This is a genomic window from Mucilaginibacter sp. dw_454 (genome assembly GCF_018449775.1).
In the GTDB taxonomy this organism is placed as follows: domain Bacteria; phylum Bacteroidota; class Bacteroidia; order Sphingobacteriales; family Sphingobacteriaceae; genus Mucilaginibacter.
In genome coordinates this window covers 250,012-273,850 of record NZ_JAAVVB010000002.1, presented here as the reverse complement: position 1 = coordinate 273,850, position 23,839 = coordinate 250,012, and the positions used below count along the sequence as shown (strand labels likewise).

Below are 23,839 nucleotides of genomic sequence, written 5' to 3'. Positions count from 1 at the left end.
TTGCTTAAAATCTAAGCTTCTACTTCTTCAGCTTTTGATGCCATTAAGCGATCAAACTCTTCCTGAGAACCCACACGGATATTTTCGTATTCGCGTAAACCGGTTCCTGATGGAATTAGGTGACCAACAATAACGTTCTCTTTCAAGCCAAGCATGGTATCTCTCTTACCTGCAATTGCCGCCTCGTTAAGTACTTTGGTGGTTTCCTGGAAGGATGCTGCCGAGATAAACGATTTAGTACCTAATGATGCACGGGTAATACCTTGCAGCATAGGGCTTGAAGTAGCTGCGATAGCATCGCGCACTTCAACCAGTTTCAAATCTTTACGTTTCAAGATCGAGTTTTCGTCTCTTAACTTTCTAAGAGATATAATCTGACCTGGTTTAAGATTAGCTGAGTCGCCTGGTTCAGTAACAACTTTCTTATCAAAGATATCGTCGTTTTCCATCATGAAATCCCAGCTGTCAACAGCTTCTTTTTCTAAGAAACGAGTATCACCAGCATCTTCGATAGCCACTTTTTGCATCATTTGGTGAACGATTACTTCGAAGTGCTTATCATTGATTTTCACACCTTGTAAACGGTAAACCTCTTGAATACCGTTAACCAGGTATTCTTGTACCGCTGCAGGGCCTTTAATGGCCAGGATATCAGCAGGAGATATTGAACCATCAGATAATGGCATACCAGCTTTCACAAAGTCATTATCCTGTACAAGGATGTGTTTAGACAATGGAACCAGGTATTTTTTAATTTGGCCGTCTTTTGATTCAATAGTGATCTCACGATTACCACGTTTAACACCACCTAAGGTTACCACACCATCAATCTCAGTTACTACCGCAGGGTTTGATGGGTTACGCGCTTCAAATAACTCTGTTACACGTGGTAAACCACCGGTAATATCCCGAGTTTTACCTGTAGAACGAGGTATTTTTGCAATGATTTGTCCGGTTTGTAATTTCTCGCCTTCATCAACTGCAATGTGCGCACCTACAGGGATGTTATATCCTTTAATTAAGTTGCCTTTGTTATCTGTAACCTGGATAGAAGGGTTTTTAGTTTTATCCCTGGTATCAATGATTACTTTTTCACGGTGACCGGTTTGCTCGTCAGATTCTTCGCGGAAGGTTATACCTTCTAATACCGCTTCAAACTGCGTTACACCCGCAAACTCAGATATAATAACCGCATTGTACGGATCCCATGAACAAATACGATCGCCTTTTGAAATTTTAGAACCGTCTTTAACATACAGGTATGAACCGTAAGGAATGTTGTTGGTAACAATAATTTTATTGCTGCCTTCTTCAATAATACGGAACTCGCCAGAACGACCTAATACTACATCAACAGCACCATCTTCGGCAGTTTGGTAAGAAACCGTACGTACGTTTTCAAACTCAATGATACCATCAAATTTAGCGTTGATCTGTGATTCGGCCGCGATGTTTGACGCGGTACCACCCACGTGGAAAGTACGTAATGTTAACTGTGTACCCGGCTCACCGATTGACTGTGCTGCAATTACACCCACAGCTTCACCTTTTTGAACACGTTTGCCACTAGCCAGGTTACGGCCGTAGCATAATGCACATACGCCACGTTTGCTTTCGCAAGTTAATACTGAACGTATTTCTATACCCTCTAAAGGCGAGTTTTCAATTTTCTTAGCAACTTCTTCAGTAATGTCATGACCTGCTTCGGCTAACAACTCGTTAGTGATAGGATCAAACACATCATGTAATGAAGTACGGCCAAGGATACGGTCATAAAGTGGCTCAACAATGTCTTCGTTGTCTTTCAACGCAGTAGTGTAAATACCTCTTAAAGTACCGCAATCAACCACACCAACAATCATATCCTGCGCAACGTCATGTAAACGACGAGTCAGGTAACCAGCATCAGCTGTTTTCAACGCCGTATCCGCCAAACCTTTACGAGCACCGTGAGTTGAGATAAAGTACTCTAATACTGACAAACCTTCTTTAAAGTTTGAAAGAATAGGGTTTTCAATGATCTCGCCACCAGAACCTGATTTTTGAGGCTTAGCCATCAAACCACGCATACCTGCAAGCTGACGAATTTGTTCTTTTGAACCACGAGCACCAGAATCCAACATCATGTAAACTGAGTTAAATCCTTGGTTATCGTTACTCAAAATGTCCATCACATTCGCGGTTAAGCGGTTGTTGATACGGGTCCAGATATCGATGATCTGATTGTAACGCTCGTTGTTGGTAATGAAACCCATGTTGTAGTTACCCATTACTTCTTCTACTTGTTTAGAAGCTTGTGCAATAAGCGTAACTTTTTCAGCAGGGATATTAATATCCTTCAAGTTAAACGATAAACCACCCTGGAACGCCATTTTAAATCCTAATTCCTTGATATCATCCAGGAACTGGGCTGCACGTGCCATACCGGTAATTTTCACTACCTCGCCAATAATATCACGTAATGATTTTTTGGTTAACAGCTCGTTAATATAACCTACCTCTACCGGTACATGTTCATTAAATAAAACACGACCAACAGTGGTATCAATTATCTTGTTTACTATAACGCCATCGCGCTCTTTAATGTTAGTTTTAACTTTAATGAATGCGTGCAAGTCGAGTTTACGCTCGTTATAAGCTATGATAACCTCTTCAGATGAGTAGAAAGTTAAGCCTTCTCCTTTTACAACTCTGCCTTCATCAGTTTTACGGCCTTTGGTTATGTAGTACAAACCAAGCACCATGTCTTGAGATGGTACAGTAATAGGCGTACCGTTAGCAGGGTTCAAAATGTTGTGAGAAGCAAGCATTAATACTTGTGCCTCTAAAATTGCCGCGTTACCCAGAGGTACGTGTACCGCCATCTGGTCACCGTCAAAATCCGCGTTGAATGCTGTACAAGTTAATGGGTGCAATTGGATTGCTTTACCTTCAACCAGTTTTGGCTGGAATGATTGTATACCCAATCTGTGTAGCGTAGGTGCACGGTTTAATAATACCGGGTGGCCTTTCAATACGTTTTCTAAGATATCCCAAACCAATGGGTCTTTACGATCAACAATTTTCTTAGCTGATTTTACCGTTTTAACCACACCACGCTCAATCATTTTGCGAATGATAAATGGTTTAAACAGCTCGGCAGCCATATCTTTTGGCAAACCGCACTCGTGTAATTTAAGGTTAGGACCTACAACAATTACAGAACGGGCAGAGTAATCCACACGTTTACCTAATAAGTTTTGACGGAAACGGCCTTGTTTACCTTTCAGAATGTCTGAAAGTGATTTCAAAGCACGGTTACCTTCAGTTTTTACCGCGTTAACTTTACGTGAGTTATCAAATAACGAATCTACAGCTTCCTGCAACATACGTTTTTCGTTACGCAAAATCACCTCTGGTGCTTTAATCTCGATCAAACGTTTTAAACGGTTATTACGGATAATTACACGACGGTAAAGGTCATTTAAGTCAGACGTTGCGAAACGGCCACCTTCCAGTGGTACTAACGGACGCAATTCTGGCGGGATAACCGGAACGATCTTAACGATCATCCACTCAGGGTTATTTTCAATACGTGTTTTTGCTCCACGGAAAGCTTCAACAACCTGTAAGCGTTTTAACGCTTCGTTTTTACGTTGTTGTGAGGTTTCTGTAGCTGCCTGGTGGCGCAGATCATAAGATAGCTGATCCAGGTTAATACGTCTTAATAATTCCTCCAGAGCTTCGGCGCCCATTTTGGCAACGAATTTCTGTGGATCTTTATCATCAAGATATTGATTTTCTTTCGGCAAAGTATCCAGGATATCCAGGTATTCTTCTTCAGTCAGGAAATCCATAGTATTGATACCATCAGATTCCTTAACACCAGGCTGAATAACTACATATCTTTCATAATATATGATCAGATCCAATTTCTTGGTTGGCAGGCCCAGTAAGTAACCAATTTTGTTAGGTAACGAACGGAAATACCAGATATGAGCAACAGGCACCACCAAATTGATGTGACCCATACGCTCACGACGTACCTTTTTCTCGGTTACTTCAACACCGCAACGGTCGCACACAATACCCTTGTAACGGATACGTTTGTATTTACCGCAATGGCACTCGTAATCTTTCACCGGACCAAAAATACGCTCGCAAAATAAACCATCACGTTCAGGTTTATAGGTCCTGTAGTTAATGGTTTCTGGTTTTAAAACTTCACCGCTTGAACGCTCAAGGATAGCCTCTGGCGAAGCCAGGCTAATGGTGATAGTAGTAAAATTACTTTTGATTTTATTATCCTTTTTGTAAGACATAGTCTCCTTCTTTTTAATGCGTGAATGAGTGAGTGGTGAATGAGCAATACAAGTTGTATCCGCTCATTCACTGATTCACAAATTAGTCTAACGTGATATCCAAACCTAAACCTCTAAGCTCATGAACCAATACATTGAATGATTCCGGAACTGATGGTGTAGGCAGGTTTTCACCTTTAACAATAGCCTCATAAGTTTTAGCACGGCCTACAACGTCATCCGACTTAACAGTCAAAATCTCTTGCAGGATATTTGCTGCACCGAATGCTTCCAGTGCCCAAACCTCCATCTCACCAAAACGCTGACCACCAAACTGAGCTTTACCACCCAATGGTTGTTGTGTAATTAATGAGTATGGCCCAATTGAACGTGCGTGCATCTTATCGTCAACCATGTGGCCCAGTTTCAACATGTAGATAATACCTACAGTGGTTTGCTGGTCAAAACGGTCGCCGGTCAAGCCATTGTATAAGTAGGTACGGCCTGATTCAGGTATGCCGGCTTTCTTAACCCACTCTTCTACTTCTTCATGGCTTGCACCATCAAAAATCGGCGTAGCGAATTTAATGCCCAGCTCTTTACCAGCCCATCCTAATACAGTTTCATAGATCTGGCCCAAGTTCATACGTGAAGGTACACCCAGTGGGTTCAACACAATATCAACCGGAGTTCCGTCTTCTAAGAAAGGCATATCCTCGTCACGTACAATACGTGCAACAATACCTTTGTTACCGTGACGGCCTGCCATTTTATCACCTACTTTAAGCTTACGCTTTTTAGCGATGTAAACTTTAGCCATTTGTACGATACCTGATGGAAGCTCGTCACCTACACTGATCGCAAATTTATCGCGACGGTAAGCGCCTAGTTCTTCATTAACCTTGATGTTGTAGTTATGAAGCAACAATTTAATCAAGTCGTTCTTGTCATCATCAGTTGTCCATTTAGTTGGGTTGATGTTTTCGTAGGCAAGCTCAGCTAATATTTTTTGGGTAAACTTAACACCTTTAGGTACCAACAGCTCTTTGTAAACGTTGCTCACACCTTGCGATGTTTTGCCATTTACAATTTCGAATAACTTCTCGATCAAAGTATTCTTAAGATCTTTGATAGCTTTTTCGTGTTTAGTATCTAATTTTTCAATCTGTGCTTTTTCTTCTGCCTTAGTAGTTTTCTTAGCACGAGAGAACAATTTGGTATCAATTACCACACCGGCAATTGACGGTGGAGTTTTCAATGAAGCGTCCTTTACGTCGCCTGCTTTGTCACCAAAGATGGCACGTAATAGTTTCTCCTCCGGTGAAGGGTCAGACTCACCTTTAGGGGTAATCTTACCAATCAGGATGTCGCCTTCTTTAACCTCAGCACCAACACGGATGATACCGTCTTCGTCAAGGTCTTTAGTAGCTTCTTCAGAAACGTTAGGGATATCAGGTGTTAACTCTTCTTCACCACGTTTGGTATCACGTACTTCTAATTCAAACTCTTCAACGTGTAATGAAGTAAAGATATCCTGAGATACCACGCGCTCAGAAATTACGATCGCATCCTCAAAGTTATAACCTTGCCAAGGCATGAATGCCACTTTAAGGTTACGGCCCAGAGCAAGCTCACCATCCTGAGTTGCATAGCCCTCGCAAAGTACTTGTCCTTTTTCAACGCGTTCGCCTTTTTTAACAATTGGCTTCAGGTTGATGGTAGTGCTTTGGTTGGTTTTCTTAAATTTAGTTAAGATATAGCTTCTAGAATCGCCTTCGAAAGACACTAAACGGTCAGTCTCATTACGATCATATTTAATAACAATTTGGTTTGCATCCACATACTCAACTATACCATTGCCTTCGGCATTGATCAGAGTACGTGAATCTTTTGCCACACGGCCTTCCAAACCGGTACCTACAATTGGCGCTTCAGGGCGTAATAGCGGAACGGCCTGGCGCTGCATGTTTGAACCCATCAAGGCACGGTTAGCATCATCATGCTCCAGGAATGGAATCAATGAAGCTGCGATAGATGTGATCTGGTTTGGAGCGATGTCCATTAAATCCAATCTCTCCGGCTCAATGATCGGGAAGTCACCCTCAAAACGGGCTTTAACCTTTGGTGTAGCAAACTCACCTTTATCATCATAAACCGCATTTGCCTGGCCAATGGTTTTACCGTCTTCATCTTCAGCAGATAAATAGATAACCGGCTCGTCAACTTGTACTATACCTTTAATAACACGTTTGTACGGTGTTTCGATAAAGCCTAAGTTGTTGATTTTGGCATGTACGCAAAGCGATGAAATCAAACCAATGTTCGGTCCTTCCGGAGTTTCGATGGTACACAACCTACCGTAGTGGGTATAGTGAACGTCACGAACCTCGAAACCTGCACGCTCACGCGACAGACCACCGGGGCCTAAGGCTGACAGACGACGCTTGTGCGTAATCTCTGCCAGTGGATTGGTTTGATCCATAAATTGTGACAACTGATTAGTTCCGAAGAACGAGTTGATCACAGATGATAATGTACGTGCGTTGATCAGGTCGGTTGGCGTGAACACCTCGTTGTCACGAATGTTCATACGCTCACGGATGGTACGAGCCATACGTGCTAAACCAACACCAAACTGAGCATATAACTGCTCACCCACGGTACGTACGCGACGGTTTGACAAGTGATCAATGTCATCCACCTCGGCTTTTGAGTTGATTAATTTGATCAGATATTTAACTATCGCAATGATATCTTGTTTAGTTAATACCTTAGTCTCTTCTGATGTATTCAGTTGCAACTTACGGTTAATGCGGTATCTACCTACATCACCCAAGTCATAACGTTTGTCAGAGAAGAACAAACGGTCAATGATACCACGAGCAGTTTCCTCATCAGGTGGTTCAGCGTTACGTAATTGACGGTAGATATGCTCAACCGCTTCTTTCTCTGAGTTTGAAGTATCCTTTTGTAAGGTATTGTATATAATAGTGTAATCACCACTGGTAGCAGCATCTTCCTTGTTCAGGATGATGGTTTTAACACCGGCGTCAATGATCATATCAATATGGTCATCTTCCAACACGGTTTCACGCTCCAGGATAATTTCGTTACGGTCAATAGAAACTACTTCACCGGTGTCTTCATCCACAAAGTCTTCAACCCATTTCTTTAAAACTCTGGCAGCCAATTTACGGCCGATGAATTTTTTAAGACCTGACTTGCTAACTTTAACCTCATCGGCCAGTTCAAATAACTCTAAGATGTCTTTATCAGAGTCATAACCAATGGCACGTAATAAGGTAGTTACCGGGAATTTCTTTTTACGGTCAATGTAAGCATACATTACGTTGTTAACGTCTGTAGCAAACTCAATCCATGAACCCTTGAAGGGGATAACACGGGCAGAGTACAATTTAGTACCGTTGGTGTGGCGGCTCTGGCCAAAGAACACACCAGGAGAACGGTGTAACTGTGATACAATTACACGCTCTGCACCGTTGATAACAAATGTTCCTTTTGGGGTCATGTAAGGGATAGTTCCCAGATACACATCCTGAACAATTGTTTCAAAATCCTCGTGCTCTGCATCATTACAAGACAGGCGAAGTTTTGCTTTTAACGGTACACTGTAAGTTAACCCGCGCTCAATACACTCGCGTATATCATAACGTGGCGGATCAATAAAATAATCAAGAAACTCCAGGACGAAGATGTTTCTTGAATCTGAAATTGGAAAGTTTTCGGCAAACACTTTAAACAAGCCCTCTTTGTGGCGATTGTCTGAAGTTGTTTCTAATTGAAAAAATTCCTGGAAAGATTGCAACTGCACATCCAGAAAATCCGGGTATTCAAGTACCTTTCTGCTGGTTGCAAAGTTTACTCTTTGTGCTTTTTTGTTTGCCAAGGTGTTTTAATTTTAGTTAATTAACTTTTGTAGAACTGAGTTATTAGATGTGAGATACGAGATAAATTTTAACATCTAACGCCTGATATTCGCCAATTTGTTAACAGCCTAAGATCTCATATCTCAAATCAACTGTCCCAAATCTATTATCAAACCTTTATAAACAGCAATAGACCCCGACCAAATATGGTCGGAGTCTGATGCTATACGTATTATGGTTAATTACTTAACCTCAACTACTGCTCCGGCTTCTTCTAATTGAGATTTCAGAGATTGAGCTTCTTCTTTAGTTACACCAGTTTTAACTTCTTTTGGTGCACCGTCAACAAGATCTTTAGCTTCTTTCAAACCTAAACCGGTTAAGTCTTTTACTAATTTAACAACAGCTAATTTTGAGCCACCTGCTTCTTTCAGGATAACATCAAATGCTGTTTGCTCAGCTGCAGCAGCAGGAGCGTCATCGCCACCACCAGCAGCAGGACCTGCAACAGCAACAGCTGCAGCAGCCGGCTCAATACCGTACTCGTCTTTTAAGATCTGAGCTAATTCGTTTACTTCTTTTACTGTCAAGTTTACCAACTGTTCAGCAAATGCTTTTAAATCCGCCATTATATTATGTTTTTTTACTTTAATACTTTGTTTTAAATGTTCAAACTTTAAGGTGTTTGAATTAACCTCTTTCTTGTAATGTTTTTACTAATCCTGCCAATGTGTTTCCGCCTGATTGCAGTGCAGATACAACATTTTTTGCTGGTGATTGCAATAATCCAATGATCTCGCCAATTAGTTGTTCTTTCGATTTCAATTTGATCAATGCATCTAATTGATTATCGCCAACAAATATTGCAGAATCAATGTAAGCTGCTTTTAAAACTGGTTTATCACCTTGTTTTCTTAATTTCTTGATCAGCTTTGCCGGAGCAGTTGCTGACTTTGAGAAAAGAATAGATGATGAACCTTTTAATACATCATACATTTCTGTGTAATCACCACCGGCAACTTCCATAGCTTTTCTAATCAAGCTATTTTTTGCTACCTTCATCGTAATGTCGCTTTCGAAACATTGACGACGGATGTTGTTGATTTTTGCAACCGTTAGGTCTGAAGTATCGGTAATATAAAAATTACCAAATTCCTTCATTTGTTCAGAGAGGGCAAGAACAAGGTCGTGTTTTTCTTCTTTATTCATGATTAAATTCCCGCTACTGATTTTGTTTCTACTGTTATCCCCGGAGACATAGTAGAAGAGATATGAATACTCTTGAAATATGTTCCTTTAGCTGATGATGGTTTTAATTTAGAGATGATTTGCAATACTTCTAATGCATTCTCATAAATTTTATCAGCAGGGAAAGATGATTTACCTATTGAGGTATGGATAATACCGGTTTTATCAACCTTGAAATCGATCTTACCACCTTTTACCTCAGTTACAGCTTTACCAACGTCGGTAGTTACTGTTCCTGATTTAGGGTTTGGCATTAAGTTACGAGGACCAAGCACACGGCCTAATCTACCTACTTTAGCCATCACACTTGGCATAGTGATGATAATATCAACATCAGTCCATCCACCTTCAATCTTGGCGATATAGTCGTCCAAACCTACAAAATCTGCACCTGCATCTTTAGCTTCTTGCTCCTTATCCGGAGTACAAAGAACTAAAACACGTACAGTTTTTCCGGTTCCATGAGGCAATGTTGCAATACCACGTACCATTTGATTGGCTTTACGAGGGTCAACACCTAAACGCACATCTATATCAACTGATGAATCAAATTTAGTTAAGGATAATTCCTTTACTAAAGATGCTGCATCTTGTAATGTATACGATTTATTAGCCTCAATTTTGGAGAGCGCCACTTTTTGATTTTTTGTTAATCTAGCCACTGTCTTAAACTGATTTGTATAAATTTAATTAATTCCAGGGTGCCGTACCTGATACGGTTATCCCCATACTGCGGGCAGTACCTGCTACCATTTTCATGGCTGATTCTACTGTGAACGCGTTTAAATCAGTCATTTTATCTTTAGCAATTTGCTCAACCTGTTCCCAATTTACATTGGCAACTTTTTTACGGTTTGGCTCTGCAGAACCACCTTTTAAACCTGATACTTCCATTAACTGGATAGCAACCGGAGGTGTTTTAATGATAAAATCGAATGACTTGTCAACATAAACAGTAATAACTACAGGTAACACTTTGCCAGGTTTGTCCTGGGTACGTGCGTTGAACTGTTTGCAAAACTCCATTATGTTCACCCCTTTTGCACCTAATGCAGGTCCAATTGGAGGTGATGGATTTGCAGCACCGCCCTTCACTTGCAGCTTAACCATTGCACCGACTTCTTTTGCCATTTTGCTTGTTATTTAATTATTCAATGTTATAAAGTGGAAGCTATGTAACATTTTTTATCAGGTTGTTACGCCCAATGTCTTTGTTTATATAAAATCCGAAATCGAAAATCCGATATTCGAAATAACAATTACTCTTTTTCTACTTGCATGTAATTCAATTCAAGCGGCGTACGGCGGCCGAATATCTTTACCATTACTTTCAATTTCTTTTTCTCTTCGTTAACCTCTTCAATCACCCCGCTAAATCCGTTGAAAGGACCATCCATTACTTTAACGTTCTCGCCAACGTAATATGGTACATTCATGGTTTCGCCTTGCGCGCTCATTTCGTCAACCTTACCTAAAATACGGTTAACTTCAGCTTGACGTAACGGGATTGCATTACCTTGTTTATCGCCCAGGAAACCAATAACGCTGTTCACATTTTTAATAATGTGCTCTAACTCGCCATCTAATACAGCTTCCATCAATACATATCCCGGAAAATAGTTACGCTCTTTAGCTATCTTTTTTCCATCGCGCATTTGGTAATACTTTTCGGTAGGTATTAAAACCTGAGGTACCAAATGGGTTATGCCTAAACGGGCAATTTCCGCGTCTACGTATTGCTTAACTTTCTTTTCTTTACCACTTATTGCACGTACAACGTACCATTTTAACTGATCACTCATCCTTATTATATATTAAGCTAGTGAACTATAAAATTTATTCAGCAATAAGCCTATGATCTGATCCATACCAAATATCACCATGGCAATTATAATTGCCGCTACCAATACCAACACTGCGCTGCTCTGCAACTCGCGCCAGGTAGGCCAGGTTACTTTCTCGGTCAGCTCGATGTAAGACTCTTTAATATATTCAGATACGTTAGCCATTCTCTTTATTTGCTATTATGCACGGGAACAAGGATTCGAACCCTGATCAAAGGTTTTGGAGACCTCTATTCTACCGTTGAACTATTCCCGTGTGTAAAAACCCCCGAAATATCGAAGGAACTTTATAATATTGATAAAGTACCCTGGCAAAAGCCGGGGTACTTTACAAAAAAATTAACCGTTTTTAATTCCCTTAAAAGGGTTTGAAATTATTTTAAAATTTCAGTTACCTGGCCAGCACCTACAGTTCTGCCACCTTCACGGATAGCGAAACGTAAGCCTTTTTCCATTGCGATAGCGTTGATCAACTTTACAGTGATGGTAACGTTATCACCAGGCATAACCATTTCTACGCCTTCAGCTAAGGTGATTTCACCTGTAACGTCTGTTGTACGGAAATAGAATTGCGGACGGTATTTGTTAAAGAATGGTGTGTGACGACCACCTTCTGCTTTTGACAATACGTAAACTTCTGCTTTGAAATCAGTGTGTGGGTTAACTGAACCTGGTTTGCAAATAACCATACCACGACGGATATCAGTTTTTTCAATACCACGTAACAATAAACCTACGTTATCACCAGCTTCGCCACGGTCAAGGATCTTGCGGAACATCTCAACACCTGTTACGGTTGATTTCAAGTTCTCAGCACCCATACCTAATATATCTACTTGTTCGCCTGAGTTGATAACACCACGCTCGATACGACCAGTTGCAACAGTACCACGACCAGTGATCGAGAATACGTCCTCAACAGGCATCAAGAAAGGAAGCTCAGTTAAACGTGGAGGAATTGGAATGTAGCTATCAACAGCGTCCATCAATTCCATAATTTTTCCAACCCATTTCGGATCAGCATTTAAGCCACCCAAAGCAGAACCTTGGATTACCGGGATATCATCACCTGGGAAATCATAGAATGATAAGAGCTCACGGATTTCCATTTCTACTAATTCTAATAATTCCGGATCATCAACCATATCCACTTTATTCATGAATACAACTAATGAAGGTACACCTACCTGACGAGCCAAAAGGATGTGCTCGCGAGTTTGTGGCATAGGGCCGTCTGTTGCAGCAACTACGATGATAGCACCGTCCATTTGAGCAGCACCTGTAACCATGTTTTTCACATAATCCGCGTGACCTGGACAGTCAACGTGTGCGTAGTGACGGTTAGCAGTTGAATACTCAACGTGCGCTGTGTTGATTGTAATACCACGTTCTTTTTCTTCAGGAGCTGAGTCAATTGATTCAAATGAACGGGCTTCTGATAAACCTGCATCAGATAACACTTTAGTGATAGCTGCGGTAAGGGTTGTTTTGCCGTGGTCAACGTGACCGATTGTACCGATGTTTAAGTGCGGTTTACTGCGGTCAAACTTTTCTTTTGCCATGATTTATTTTATTATTTGTAGGTTAATTTATATGCTTTATTAATAATACGTTTTAACGTTGAGCCAACAATGGGATTTGAACCCATGACCTCTTCCTTACCAAGGAAGTGCTCTACCCCTGAGCTACGTCGGCTAATTTTTTGATTTCGAATCTCGGATGTTCAATTTCGGATTTATCATCCTTACTAAACACTTTGACTCTCTATCTTTTCAGTCCGAAATCGAAATTTCGAAATCCGACATCTTTTTGAGCGGAAGACGAGGTTCGAACTCGCGACCTATAGCTTGGAAGGCTATCGCTCTACCAACTGAGCTACTTCCGCTTTTTTTAACGAGTGAAGTGAATTAGCAAATGTTATCCATTCACTAACTCACTCAATGATCACTCATTATTATGTGGGGGGAGAAGGATTCGAACCTTCGTAGCCGAAGCAACGGATTTACAGTCCGTCCCATTTGACCGCTCTGGTATCCCCCCAGTTTTATTTCGGATATCGGACTTAAAACTTCGGATTTAAAAAATCCGAAATCGAAATTTCGACATTCGAAATTAAAACAGAGCCTCCTATCGGGATCGAACCAATGACCTACTGATTACAAGTCAGTTGCTCTACCAGCTGAGCTAAGGAGGCTTATTATTGAACCTATTTCACTGTCGGTCACGTAGACTTTTCAGTAATTAATCGGCGAAGATGCAAATTAATTTACAAGGCTTGATAATTTTTATTTTAAAGAACCGTCCGTTTCGTTTAAGGAGTGCGTTACATACCTCTCCGAAAGGGATTGCAAATTTACAAATAAATAACGCCCAACAAAATTTTTTATCAAAAAAAATCGACAGCCTTTTGAGCTGCCGATTTTTCATAAATATTATGGGTTTTTAAACGTTAAAATTCCTCGTTGGTTGATGCCAGTACGGCCTTTTTAACCTGTTGAGCAGCAATCTCTTTCTTTGTTTTATGCTTGGCAATTTGTTTGCGCAGGCTCTCAATGGCAAGGTCTGTGGCCTCTTCGAAAGTTTTACATTGTTCCTTCGCAAAAATTTGATTACCGGGTAACTGCAGCTTAATTTCAGCTATCTTATTGGCTTCGTCTTCTACGTTTTCAAGCTTTAAATAAACTTCGCCATTTATAATGTTATCATAAAAGGTTTCCAGCTTGTCTGCTTTTTTCTGAATAAACTCTAATAATCCTTTGTCTGCAGTAAAATGAATTGATTGCACTGTAATTTTCATGGTTCCTCCTTTTTATGCCTTTGGATGGGCAAGTTTGTAAATAGATTTTAATCGTTCAACAGAGTTATGCGTATAAATTTGGGTAGCGCTCAGGTTGGCGTGACCCAGTAATTCTTTTATCGCATTCAAATCGGCTCCTGCATTTAAAAGGCTGGTGGCAAACGTATGCCGCAGCACATGGGGGCTTTTTTTATTTTGGGTTGATATGTGAGATAGATATTTGTGCACTGTCAAATAAATTAGTTTTGGATATGCATTTGCCCCTTTATCTGTAACGATCAATGTTAATGAATTGTTACCGAAATTTTCACTTTTCTTTAAGTCATTGTATTTCAATAACAAGTGGCGCAGCTCCTGGTTCATGGGGATAATGCGCTCCTTATTACGCTTGCCCAAAACCTTTACTGTGCCCTCATAAACATTGATATCGGTGTCTTTAATCCCTAGCAATTCAGACAGACGCATGCCGGTGCCAAACAGCATCTCGACGATTAGTTTATCACGCACGCCTTTAAAGTCGTCGCTAAAAACTTCGCCGCTGTCCAGCATTTGGGTTAGGCGCGCATCTTCTACCACAACGGGCAGGTGTTTGGGTATTTTAGGCGTATTAATTTTTGAGGCAGGATTAGCGGTAATAATACCCTCTTGCACCATAAACTTAAAGTATTTGCGCAGGGTAGCAATCTTACGGTTGATAGAACGGGCGGTAAGCCCCTGGTTCATGAGCTCCACCATCCAGTTACGAATCTGGTGATGGGTGATTTCTTCGGGATGTGCGGTGGGCTGCTCAGGATCGCTTATAAATTTAACGAACTGATCCAGGTCTGACCGATAGGCTGATACGGTATGCGGAGAGTACCGTTTCTCGAATTGGATATACTGTATAAACCGGTCTAAAAACATAAAAACTACTTGCGCATCCAAAAGAATGAATGTACAAATAGTTTTATATATGTTTACAAGAAAAACTGAAATTCTTTTTACAAAGAATTAAGCAGTAATATCAAGGTTCATGTTTTGTTTGTAAATGGCATGCTTAATCTCGTGACGACGGGCCACAGATTTTTTCTCGAATGCCTGACGGCTGCGTAGTTCGCGCAAAACACCGGTCTTCTCAAATTTCTTCTTGAAGCGTTTTAATGCTTTGTCTAATGATTCGCCTTCTTTAACGTTGATTATGATCATATTCCAATATACCTCCTTTCGGGATGGCAAATGTACACACAATGTTTTGATTTTCAAATAGGTTTTTTGGAATTAAAAGAAACGCGCCTGGCAAAATTGCTTTAACTGCAGGTGTCCTTGTAAAAAAACATTAACATATCCTCAAATTTACAACCAACAGGAAAACTATTTTGTGCCACATATGTTCAATCTACTTATCTTTAGCTCCGACTTTTTATCGATCCATGACCACAAACAATAGCGCCAAAGCATCATATAGTTACTATTTACAGGGCGGCGGCGAAATGGGGCAGCTAACCCGCGATTTTGATTGGGAAGGTACTTCATTGGGTAATCCCGAGGGCTGGTCGCAAAGCTTGCTAACTACTATCAATATCATATTAAACTCTAAGTTCCCTATGTTTTTATGGTGGGGTCCTGAGTTGATACAATTTTATAATGATGCCTATCGCCCAAGTTTGGGGCAAAATGGCAAACATCCAAAAGCTTTAGGGCAGAGAGGGCTTGAGTGCTGGCCCGAGATCTGGCCGGTAATAAAGCCACTGATAGACCATGTACTGGAAACCGGCGAACCAACCTGGAGCGAAAATCAGCTCATACCTATTTATAGAAACAATAAATTAGAAGATGTTTACTGGACTTTTGGTTACAGTAAAGTAATGAATGGGACCGGAGAACCCGGTGGTGTATTGGTAGTATGCACCGAAACAACCGGGCAGGTACATTCTTATAACAGTGTACAAGCCGCCAAGAATGAGCTGGAATTTGCCGTTGAAGCGGCAGATTTAGGCACCTGGGATCTGAACCCTGTCACTTATAAATTCATTGGCAATAATCGCCTTAAACAATGGTTTGGCCTGGACGGCGATGAAGAAATTGACTTAGAGAATGCCTTAGCTGCTATCGTGGAAGAAGATCGCGAGCGTGTGTCAGCAGCTATTGCTAAAGCCTTAGAAAAAGGATCTGACGGCAACTACAACGTAATCTATACCATACAAGATAAGCAAGGCAACAGCAGAATTGTTGAAGCTACAGGCCGCGCCAAATTTGACGCCAACGGTAATCCACACCAGTTTAGCGGCATCTTACAGGATGTTACCGAAGAATACCAGTTGCAAATGCGTAAAGACGAGTTTATCAGCGTGGCCAGCCATGAGCTCAAAACACCAATAACATCACTAAGCGCCTCAATACAGATCTTACAAAAATTGGTTAAGACCGATCCGGGATCAGAGAAGGTGCCCATGTTTGTAAATAAAGCCAGTAATAACCTGAGCAAGCTTACCCATTTATTAGACGACTTACTTAACGTAACCAAAATACAACAGGGCCAACTGGCGCTTAATATAAACCGCTTTGATTTGGTTGATTTGATCAGAGATTGCTGTGAGCATATTAACCCGGTTAATGATTACGAGTTTGTTTTTATGGGCGATGAAGAACTAATGATCTATGCAGACTATCGCCGGATAGACCAGGTAATGATTAACCTGATAGGTAACGCTATCAAATATTCGCCGCAAAAAAAGCGTATTGAGATTACCATTTTTCATGACGACAAAAATGCTACTGTGAGTATTCGCGACTTTGGTATCGGCATTAATCCGCAGAAATTACCGCATCTGTTTGACAGGTACTACAGGGTAGATGCTTTTGGTCACCAGTTTTCGGGCCTTGGCCTCGGGCTTTATATCAGCTCAGAAATTATTAACCGCCATAACGGAAAGATAGGCGTTGACAGCGAAGTAGGCACTGGCAGTAACTTCTGGTTCTCTATCCCGCTGGACGATACGATAGAGTTGTAAAAAGCGCAAGAATCGGGTTTTATGGCATATCTGAGCAGGGTACTTTTGTGTCAGTAAATGATAACGATCATGGAAACACAAAACGAAATTGATTATAAAAGAATAGCCGAAGCGATAGAATTTCTAAGGCTCAATTACAAACGCCAGCCCACGCTTGACGAGGCTGCAGAACATGTCAGCCTTAGCCCCTTCCACTTTCAGCGGATGTTTAAAGACTGGGCCGGCGTAACCCCCAAGCAGTTTTTGCAATACCTGAGTATTGAACACGCCAAATCTATTTTAAAAGATAAGCAAGCATCTTTATTTGACACTGCCTTCGCGACCGGCCTTTCAGGTACCGGCCGCCTACATGATCTGTTTATTAAAGTTGAAGGCATGACGCCTGGTGAATATAAAAATGGCGGCGAGCACCTCAATGTCAATTACAGCTTTGCCGAGAGTCCTTTCGGGATCATCATCGTCGCTTCGACCAACAAAGGTATTTGCTACATGGCATTTGTTGATGGCAGCAATGACGAAGCATTTGCCGAGCTAAAAAGCAAGTTCCCCAATGCGCAATACACCCAGTTCCTGGATGTAATTCAACAAAGTGCCCTTTATATATTCACGCAGGACTGGAACAAGCTAGGCGACATTAAACTACATTTAAAAGGCACGCCATTTCAGCTAAAAGTTTGGGAAACACTGTTAAAAGTTCCTGTTGGCGGGTTGACCACTTATGGCAGTCTGGCCAGTGTCCTGCAGAACCCCAATGCAAGCCGGGCGGTAGGTTCAGCAGTTGCCGACAATCCGGTAGCTTTCTTGATTCCGTGCCATAGGGTGATTAAGTCGACCGGTGAGATTGGTCAGTATCATTGGGGCAGTCAACGTAAAAATGCTATGATTGGCTGGGAAGCGGCAAAAGCCCAGGCTTCATGATTAACCATTTGGACTTAGGCCCCACTCCTTTCTCTCGCTTTAGAACATTGCAATTGCTTATTATAAAAGACGAGATAACGTTAGGCGGCAACAAAAAATTAAAAATTTACGGCGAACTAACTTGTAATGCAGGCAAGCGCATGAAGACAGTGAACAGGGTATTTTTTGCCGATGAGCAAGAAGCAATCAATGCTGGTTATCGCCCTTGTGGTATTTGCATGCGGGATATGTACAAACTTTGGAAACAAAACAATGGAACTCAATAAACCCAACCATATAACTAATCTGCTGCCCTACGATGGCATTGTAAATTATTATGGCAAAGTGATGCCAAAAGAAAATGCAGATAACTATTTAAATACCCTGCTCGATACCATCCAATGGAAAAATGATGAGGCCGTTATTTTTGGGCGACACATCATCACTAAAAGAAAAGTGGCGTGGTATGGCAATGAGGGATACAGTTACACCTACAGCAATACCACCAAACAAGCCCTCGGCTGGACCAAAGAGTTACTGGAATTAAAAACACTGGTAGAACAATTAACCGGCGAGAAATTCAATTCATGCCTACTCAACCTATATCACGACGGCAACGAAGGGATGGCCTGGCACAGCGATGACGAAAAGTCTTTAGGTAAAGACACTTCCATAGCATCATTAAGTTTTGGAGCCGAACGAAAATTCGCGCTCAAACATCGCGTTAGCAAAGAACCTGTGGCCTTGGCACTGGAACAAGGCAGCTTGTTAGTAATGAAGGGCGCAACCCAAACCAACTGGTTGCACAGCTTGCCAAAAGCTACAAAAATTAAGACACCAAGGGTTAACCTCACTTTTAGAACAATGATGTAAAAAACGGCCATCGTGCGCTCCAAACGTCATTTTTTTATTACGAAAACCAACTAAAACGCTAGTTTAAAAGCAATATTATATAAAATGAGTTGTTTGAAAATTTAATTCAAAAAACGCAACAATAACGTACAACCGACAAAATATCGCCGCAAAACACCCGTTATACCTGCTCATTTAAACAACTTATCACATGAAAAAAATTATCGGGCTTTGCGCGGCCTTGCTATGCGCTTACCAAATTTCGAACGCTCAAACTCAAAAAGGAAATCAAAATTTATCCCTTACCCTTGGATACACGCACATTGACGGTTCTAACACCAGTACTGTATCTGGTTTAATGATCAATGGCAACAAAGACACATACTTATCTATTGCGCCTGGCTATAGTTTTTTTGTTTCTGACGGATTAGAGTTTGGTGGTTCACTTTCGTACAACCATCAAAATCAAACTACAACTAACGATGGAATAAACGGTTATTATATGAATGAAACTAAAAGTGATAATTACGGCGCAAGTTTATTTCTAAAGAAGTATGTACTCTATCAAAACAAAGTGGGTTTCAGGGCTGGGCCATATATTGGCTACATGTATGGTAAAAATACAACGAATGGCTTTCCTGACAATGGCGGCTATGGTACAAGTAATACTAACAGCTACAGCGCCGGCGCTACTTTTGATTTGGTATTTTACCCCACCAGCAGATTGGGATTGGCAGCAAATTTGGCAAACTTAGGCTATACACACGCCAAAGGCGACGGTATAACGTCTTCCAAAACCAATTCTTTCAACTTTAATTTTATTAACTCTGGTTTATACCTGTCCTTATTTTGGGTACTTGGTAAATAGCAAATAAAAGGTGCACTCATAAATGAGTGCACCTTTTACCCTTTTATCGTAATATCTCCCGGCTGATAACGATCTTTTGAATTTCTGAAGTGCCCTCACCTATGGTACATAGCTTGGCATCGCGATAGAACTTCTCTACCGGAAAATCCTTAGTGTAACCATAGCCACCAAATATTTGGATAGCGTCGGTAGCTGTACGTACCGCAACTTCAGATGCATAGTATTTAGCCATAGCCGATTGTTTGGTAACCGGCAAATGGCGATTTTTCAAATCGGCAGCCTGCATGATCAATAATTCGGCGGCTTCAATCTCGGTAGCCATATCGGCTAGTTTAAATGAGATCCCCTGGAAATTAGATATCGGCTGACCAAATTGCCTGCGTTCTTTTGAATAAGCCAACGCTGCCTGAAAAGCTCCTTTGGCAATTCCCAGCGATAAGGCTGCTATCGAAATACGCCCACCGTCTAAAACCTTCATGGCTTGCATAAAGCCCTGCCCTTCTACACCCAACAAATTCTCTTTTGGCACCCGGCAATTATCAAAAACCAATTCAGTAGTTTCTGAAGCGCGCATGCCCAGCTTATTTTCTTTTTTCCCGTGGGTAAAGCCTGGCGTGCCTTTTTCAATTACTAAGGCAGAAATCCCGTGCGAATCGCCTGTTTCACCGGTGCGTACCATCACTACCGCTACATTGCCTGATTTACCGTGTGTGATCCAGTTTTTTGACCCGTTCACAATATAATGGTCGCCGTCCAGCACCGCAGTGGTAGCCATGTGTAAGGCGTCAGATCCGGTGTTAGCTTCGGTTAAACCCCAGGCGCCAATCCATTCGGCGGTCGCCAGTTTAGGTAACCATTTTTTCTTTTGTTCGTCATTACCAAAAGCCAGGATATGGCCGGTACAAAGCGAGTTATGTGCAGCAACCGACAAACCGATTGATCCGCATACTTTAGCAATTTCCACTATCACGGTTACGTACTCAAAATAGCCAAAGCCTGAGCCGCCATATTCTTCGGGAACTAAAACACCCATCATGCCCAGTTCGCCCAGTTGCTTAAACAACTCTACAGGAAAAGTTTGCGTTTCGTCCCATTCCATTACATGCGGGCGTATGTTTTTTTCGGCAAAATCGCGCGCCATTTGCGCAACCATTGCCTGGTTGTCATTCGATGAAAAATTGTATCCGGCAGATACATCAGTTAATAAAGCGTCCATAATTTACGTTAGATATATCACAAAGGAACGATAATTATTACCCAATAGTTTCGCTGTAACCCACTGTAAAAAGGGACCATTTTAGTATACGGTACAGATAGTAGGTTTAGTTGATTTAAAGGTATTTATTGCCCCTATAAATAATTAAAAATATTTTTCTTTCCCACAGCAAAATTCTGTCGAATTCGTCAGATTCTAACTTATAGCTGAAACACAAACTTATCATAAAGTGTTGTCCAAGATATATTTACCTGAATCTTGCCCAACAAAGAGTAAACCTTCTGCGTATACCTCTCTTTCCCCTTCTGTTTCTCCTGAACGAGCAAGTAAACCGTTATAAAAACTAAATTATTTATTATGAAAAGAGAACTAAACTTTAACCTTCCGAAACCTTACACATTCTTTAAATCAGGCACAAAAACTCTGGCCATTGCGGCTTTAAGTTTAGGCCTTACTATGGCCGGCTGTAAAAAAGACAATACCAGCCAATCTATCTTAAAAACAAGCACTACGAGTATAGGACTGCCTGGCACACCGCCACCATTTCCGGCTCGCAGCGAAGCCCTGCTGGCCATGCAGGTTTATGACAATCACTTTTATAATCAATACGGCACTTACGGGCCGGGTTATAAAGCCTACTATTGGAAAGATGACGGCCATACCGGCCGTATGGATTTCTGGACCCAGCAGGAAGCTATCGAGATGCTGATAGATGCTGACGTGGCAAACCCAAGTACTGATTTTGTTAACAAGATCCAATCGCTTTACAATGGTGTCCGTGATGGGTACGGTACCTTATGGAGCAGTAATACTTTTAATGACGATATAACCTGGGGAGCGATCATGTGTATACGCGCATACCATATTACCGGTGATGGCGGGCAACTGACAATGGCTGAAAACAATTTCAACCTCATGTATAACCGAGCCTGGGATACTACTGCCCTGGGCGGTGGTTTATGGTGGGATACCGACAACAACACCAAAAACACCTGCGTAAACGCCCCGGCTGTAATTTGCGCTATGTTGATATACCAGGCTACAGGCGACACAACCTATAGAAACAAAGCCAAACTAATCATGGACTGGATGGTAAGTAAGCTGTTCAATTCAACCACCGGAGAAGTAGCCGGCGCCATCATACCTAATGGAACCATTACCCAGGGCGCTTTAACCTACACACAAGGTACTTTTATCGGCGCTTGCGATTTGCTGCGCTCTTCGTACCCTACGGTTGATTACCTGGGCATGGGCGAAAAGGCAATGAACTATGCCATGGCCAGCCTATGCAGCTCGCCTAATGGCATCTTAAACGATGAAAACGGCAGCGGCGATACGCAAGGCGGCAAAGGCATTTTTGCACGTTGGGCCTGCCAATTTGTACAGCATACCGGTACATCAGGCACCTACGGCGCATGGTTAGATTTGAACGCCGGCCAAGCCTGGTCTATCCGTAACTCATCAGGTTTGATGTGGAATGTTTGGGGCACTCGTACATCAGATACACAAGTGCTGAATGCGTTCCAAACCTCTGCCGGTGTTTCTATGATGAATAATGCTTATTTGTATCATTAAAACCCCGCCCAACCCTCCCCAAAGCGGAGGGCTTTAAAAACCTTGCTCGTTTAGTGATTACTATTAATAGAAAAGTCCGGGTCAAAAACCCGGACTTTTCTATTTAACTAATGCGGTTATTTTTTTAACCCTAAAGGTAACTGCAGGCTATTCTTTGCCTTACCCCTCAAAATATTACTGGTAGCTTCCGCTAATTGCAAATACCAATCCGATGGAAGAATTAGGCCATCTTGGTCTAACGATAAGAACTTCTCATCAGCGGGGCGCTGGGCAGCGGTTGGAGCTGCTTTATACATGGCTGTACCTTCGTCAACCTCATCATACATGGCTATATATACCATCTTCACGCCAGCATTAAGCACATTATAACTTTGGTGCCAGTAAAACTCACCGCCATTACGGGGAATCTGATTAAAACGGCTTTTACCATGCTGTAAATTATACCATGAAAACCCCGGAAAGATCACCGGCATATAGGCTATCTCATGCGCATCGCAATAAGCTTTGTCAGGCATGATAGCCCGATCGCGGAAGCGATCAGCCCCGTTAGTATCGCCAAAACGCCCAACCGCCCAAGGGCTGATGATATCCATTTTATTATATACCGCTTTCCAATCATCGGTATGCTTCAGCCAGGTGTCATTAATACCGCCCATAATAGTAGCCTGGTATTTCTTTGGTGCATTTTTATGGAACCAATCTAACAATGAATCTGCCTGGGCTGTAGAAGCAAAAGGTGTGGTATGGTCAAAGCCCAATCCCCAAATAGCCAACAGCGGTTTACCGTTGTGATGCAGATATGATTTGCCTTTAGTAACGTTCAGTGAATCAACCAGGAACATCCAATCGGCTATCAGATCCTTTTTCCAGTTAGGGCCGGCGCCAGATATATCGTACATCATACAATAAACGCGTTGATATTTCTCGCTGGCTTTTTGCACGTTGCGAACCACCTGGTTAAAATGCCTCCGCCCGCCGGCCCCTCGAATATCACTGATAAAGCGTTGCTCAAAAACACCGTCCAGCTCGTGCTCCATCATCCACTTAAAATGCAGATCGACCGCACCATATTTATAAGCCGAATACAACTTAGCCGGCGAGCCATCCGGATAATGCATGTTGGTGGCCTCGGTTACATCGGCGGGATATTCGCGCATATCCGGCCATACATCAAAATCGGCATGTTGTGCGTCGGGAGTTTTGCCGCCAAAGTAATGACGCCAAACATTATTATTTGAACCATCATTTGGGGTAGCCTGCCAGCCCTGGTAGCCAAACATCACTTTCCCGTTTAGCGTAGAGTTGCCGGGCACATATTTTTGTGCGATGCCGGTTATGGCCATCAGCACAAAGGCTGCAACGATAGCTGCTGATTTCATGGTTGC

Annotated in this window: 20 protein-coding genes and 5 tRNA genes; 6 read left to right on the top strand and 19 right to left on the bottom strand. The window is 41.8% G+C overall.

Annotated features, from left to right (window positions below):
- Nucleotides 1–11 precede the first annotated feature (11 nt).
- The 17 genes from rpoC to rpsU all read right to left on the bottom strand — a co-directional run bounded on the left by rpoC (nucleotide 12) and on the right by rpsU (nucleotide 15,241).
- Complete coding sequence (gene rpoC / locus HB679_RS08410) at nucleotides 12–4,301, bottom strand: DNA-directed RNA polymerase subunit beta' (RefSeq protein ID WP_214071518.1); 4,290 nt, start codon at nucleotides 4,299–4,301, stop codon at nucleotides 12–14.
- Between the two features lie 82 nt (nucleotides 4,302–4,383).
- A complete protein-coding gene (gene rpoB / locus HB679_RS08405) occupies nucleotides 4,384–8,187 on the bottom strand; it encodes a DNA-directed RNA polymerase subunit beta (protein WP_214071517.1) in 3,804 nt (1,267 codons plus the stop codon).
- 222 nt (nucleotides 8,188–8,409) lie between these two features.
- Nucleotides 8,410–8,796: a 50S ribosomal protein L7/L12 gene (rplL, locus tag HB679_RS08400; protein WP_214071516.1), complete on the bottom strand. Its 387-nt coding sequence runs from the start codon at nucleotides 8,794–8,796 to the stop codon at nucleotides 8,410–8,412.
- 61 nt (nucleotides 8,797–8,857) lie between these two features.
- Nucleotides 8,858–9,376, bottom strand: coding sequence for a 50S ribosomal protein L10 (gene rplJ, locus HB679_RS08395; protein WP_214071515.1), 519 nt, complete (start codon nucleotides 9,374–9,376; stop codon nucleotides 8,858–8,860).
- A 2-nt stretch (nucleotides 9,377–9,378) separates the two neighbouring features.
- Nucleotides 9,379–10,077, bottom strand: coding sequence for a 50S ribosomal protein L1 (gene rplA, locus HB679_RS08390; RefSeq protein ID WP_214071514.1), 699 nt, complete (start codon nucleotides 10,075–10,077; stop codon nucleotides 9,379–9,381).
- A gap of 28 nt (nucleotides 10,078–10,105) precedes the next feature.
- A complete protein-coding gene (rplK, locus tag HB679_RS08385; protein WP_214071513.1) occupies nucleotides 10,106–10,546 on the bottom strand; it encodes a 50S ribosomal protein L11 in 441 nt (146 codons plus the stop codon).
- 128 nt (nucleotides 10,547–10,674) lie between these two features.
- On the bottom strand, nucleotides 10,675–11,217 hold the full coding sequence (gene nusG, locus HB679_RS08380) for a transcription termination/antitermination protein NusG (RefSeq protein WP_214071512.1): 543 nt from the start codon (nucleotides 11,215–11,217) through the stop codon (nucleotides 10,675–10,677).
- Nucleotides 11,218–11,229: 12 nt separating this feature from the next.
- Nucleotides 11,230–11,424: a preprotein translocase subunit SecE gene (secE, locus tag HB679_RS08375; RefSeq protein WP_214071511.1), complete on the bottom strand. Its 195-nt coding sequence runs from the start codon at nucleotides 11,422–11,424 to the stop codon at nucleotides 11,230–11,232.
- 20 nt (nucleotides 11,425–11,444) lie between these two features.
- Nucleotides 11,445–11,515, bottom strand: a tRNA-Trp gene (locus tag HB679_RS08370).
- A gap of 118 nt (nucleotides 11,516–11,633) precedes the next feature.
- Nucleotides 11,634–12,821, bottom strand: a complete 1,188-nt coding sequence (gene tuf / locus HB679_RS08365) for an elongation factor Tu (RefSeq protein WP_214071510.1) — start codon at nucleotides 12,819–12,821, stop codon at nucleotides 11,634–11,636.
- A 61-nt stretch (nucleotides 12,822–12,882) separates the two neighbouring features.
- Nucleotides 12,883–12,954 (bottom strand) — tRNA-Thr (locus HB679_RS08360).
- Between the two features lie 117 nt (nucleotides 12,955–13,071).
- Nucleotides 13,072–13,144, bottom strand: a tRNA-Gly gene (locus HB679_RS08355).
- 74 nt (nucleotides 13,145–13,218) lie between these two features.
- Nucleotides 13,219–13,299: transfer RNA gene (locus HB679_RS08350), tRNA-Tyr, on the bottom strand.
- 81 nt (nucleotides 13,300–13,380) lie between these two features.
- Nucleotides 13,381–13,453, bottom strand: a tRNA-Thr gene (locus HB679_RS08345).
- Between the two features lie 255 nt (nucleotides 13,454–13,708).
- Nucleotides 13,709–14,056: a ribosome-associated translation inhibitor RaiA gene (gene raiA, locus HB679_RS08340; RefSeq protein WP_214071509.1), complete on the bottom strand. Its 348-nt coding sequence runs from the start codon at nucleotides 14,054–14,056 to the stop codon at nucleotides 13,709–13,711.
- A 12-nt stretch (nucleotides 14,057–14,068) separates the two neighbouring features.
- Entirely contained in the window at nucleotides 14,069–14,959 is an 891-nt protein-coding gene (locus HB679_RS08335; protein ID WP_214071508.1) for a tyrosine-type recombinase/integrase, read from the bottom strand.
- Between the two features lie 87 nt (nucleotides 14,960–15,046).
- Nucleotides 15,047–15,241, bottom strand: coding sequence for a 30S ribosomal protein S21 (gene rpsU / locus HB679_RS08330; RefSeq protein ID WP_214071507.1), 195 nt, complete (start codon nucleotides 15,239–15,241; stop codon nucleotides 15,047–15,049).
- A gap of 224 nt (nucleotides 15,242–15,465) precedes the next feature.
- On the opposite strand from rpsU, the gene HB679_RS08325 reads away from it, so the two are divergent.
- From HB679_RS08325 to HB679_RS08305, 5 genes are all read left to right on the top strand, one after another.
- Nucleotides 15,466–17,046: an ATP-binding protein gene (locus HB679_RS08325; protein ID WP_214071506.1), complete on the top strand. Its 1,581-nt coding sequence runs from the start codon at nucleotides 15,466–15,468 to the stop codon at nucleotides 17,044–17,046.
- A 69-nt stretch (nucleotides 17,047–17,115) separates the two neighbouring features.
- Nucleotides 17,116–17,964, top strand: a complete 849-nt coding sequence (locus HB679_RS08320) for a methylated-DNA--[protein]-cysteine S-methyltransferase (RefSeq protein ID WP_214071505.1) — start codon at nucleotides 17,116–17,118, stop codon at nucleotides 17,962–17,964.
- A complete protein-coding gene (locus tag HB679_RS08315) occupies nucleotides 17,961–18,230 on the top strand; it encodes an Ada metal-binding domain-containing protein (RefSeq protein ID WP_214071504.1) in 270 nt (89 codons plus the stop codon). Before HB679_RS08320 ends, HB679_RS08315 begins: the two co-directional genes overlap by 4 nt.
- The gene (locus HB679_RS08310; protein WP_214071503.1) at nucleotides 18,217–18,816 is read left to right on the top strand and encodes an alpha-ketoglutarate-dependent dioxygenase AlkB; all 600 of its coding nucleotides are present in this window, start codon (nucleotides 18,217–18,219) and stop codon (nucleotides 18,814–18,816) included. The genes HB679_RS08315 and HB679_RS08310 overlap by 14 nt, the downstream gene beginning before the upstream one ends.
- 190 nt (nucleotides 18,817–19,006) lie before the next feature.
- Entirely contained in the window at nucleotides 19,007–19,663 is a 657-nt protein-coding gene (locus HB679_RS08305) for an outer membrane beta-barrel protein (protein ID WP_214071502.1), read from the top strand.
- A gap of 43 nt (nucleotides 19,664–19,706) precedes the next feature.
- On the opposite strand, the gene HB679_RS08300 is transcribed toward HB679_RS08305, so the two are convergent.
- Complete coding sequence (locus tag HB679_RS08300; protein WP_346345149.1) at nucleotides 19,707–20,816, bottom strand: acyl-CoA dehydrogenase; 1,110 nt, start codon at nucleotides 20,814–20,816, stop codon at nucleotides 19,707–19,709.
- 420 nt (nucleotides 20,817–21,236) lie between these two features.
- Between HB679_RS08300 and HB679_RS08295 the strand changes: the two genes are divergently transcribed.
- Nucleotides 21,237–22,454: a glycoside hydrolase family 76 protein gene (locus HB679_RS08295; protein ID WP_214071500.1), complete on the top strand. Its 1,218-nt coding sequence runs from the start codon at nucleotides 21,237–21,239 to the stop codon at nucleotides 22,452–22,454.
- A gap of 116 nt (nucleotides 22,455–22,570) precedes the next feature.
- Here HB679_RS08295 and HB679_RS08290 read toward each other — a convergent pair whose 3' ends face one another.
- Nucleotides 22,571–23,833 carry a glycoside hydrolase family 71/99-like protein gene (locus HB679_RS08290; RefSeq protein WP_214071499.1) on the bottom strand — a complete coding sequence of 421 codons (1,263 nt, stop codon included), beginning with the start codon at nucleotides 23,831–23,833 and terminating at the stop codon, nucleotides 22,571–22,573.
- Nucleotides 23,834–23,839 lie beyond the last annotated feature (6 nt).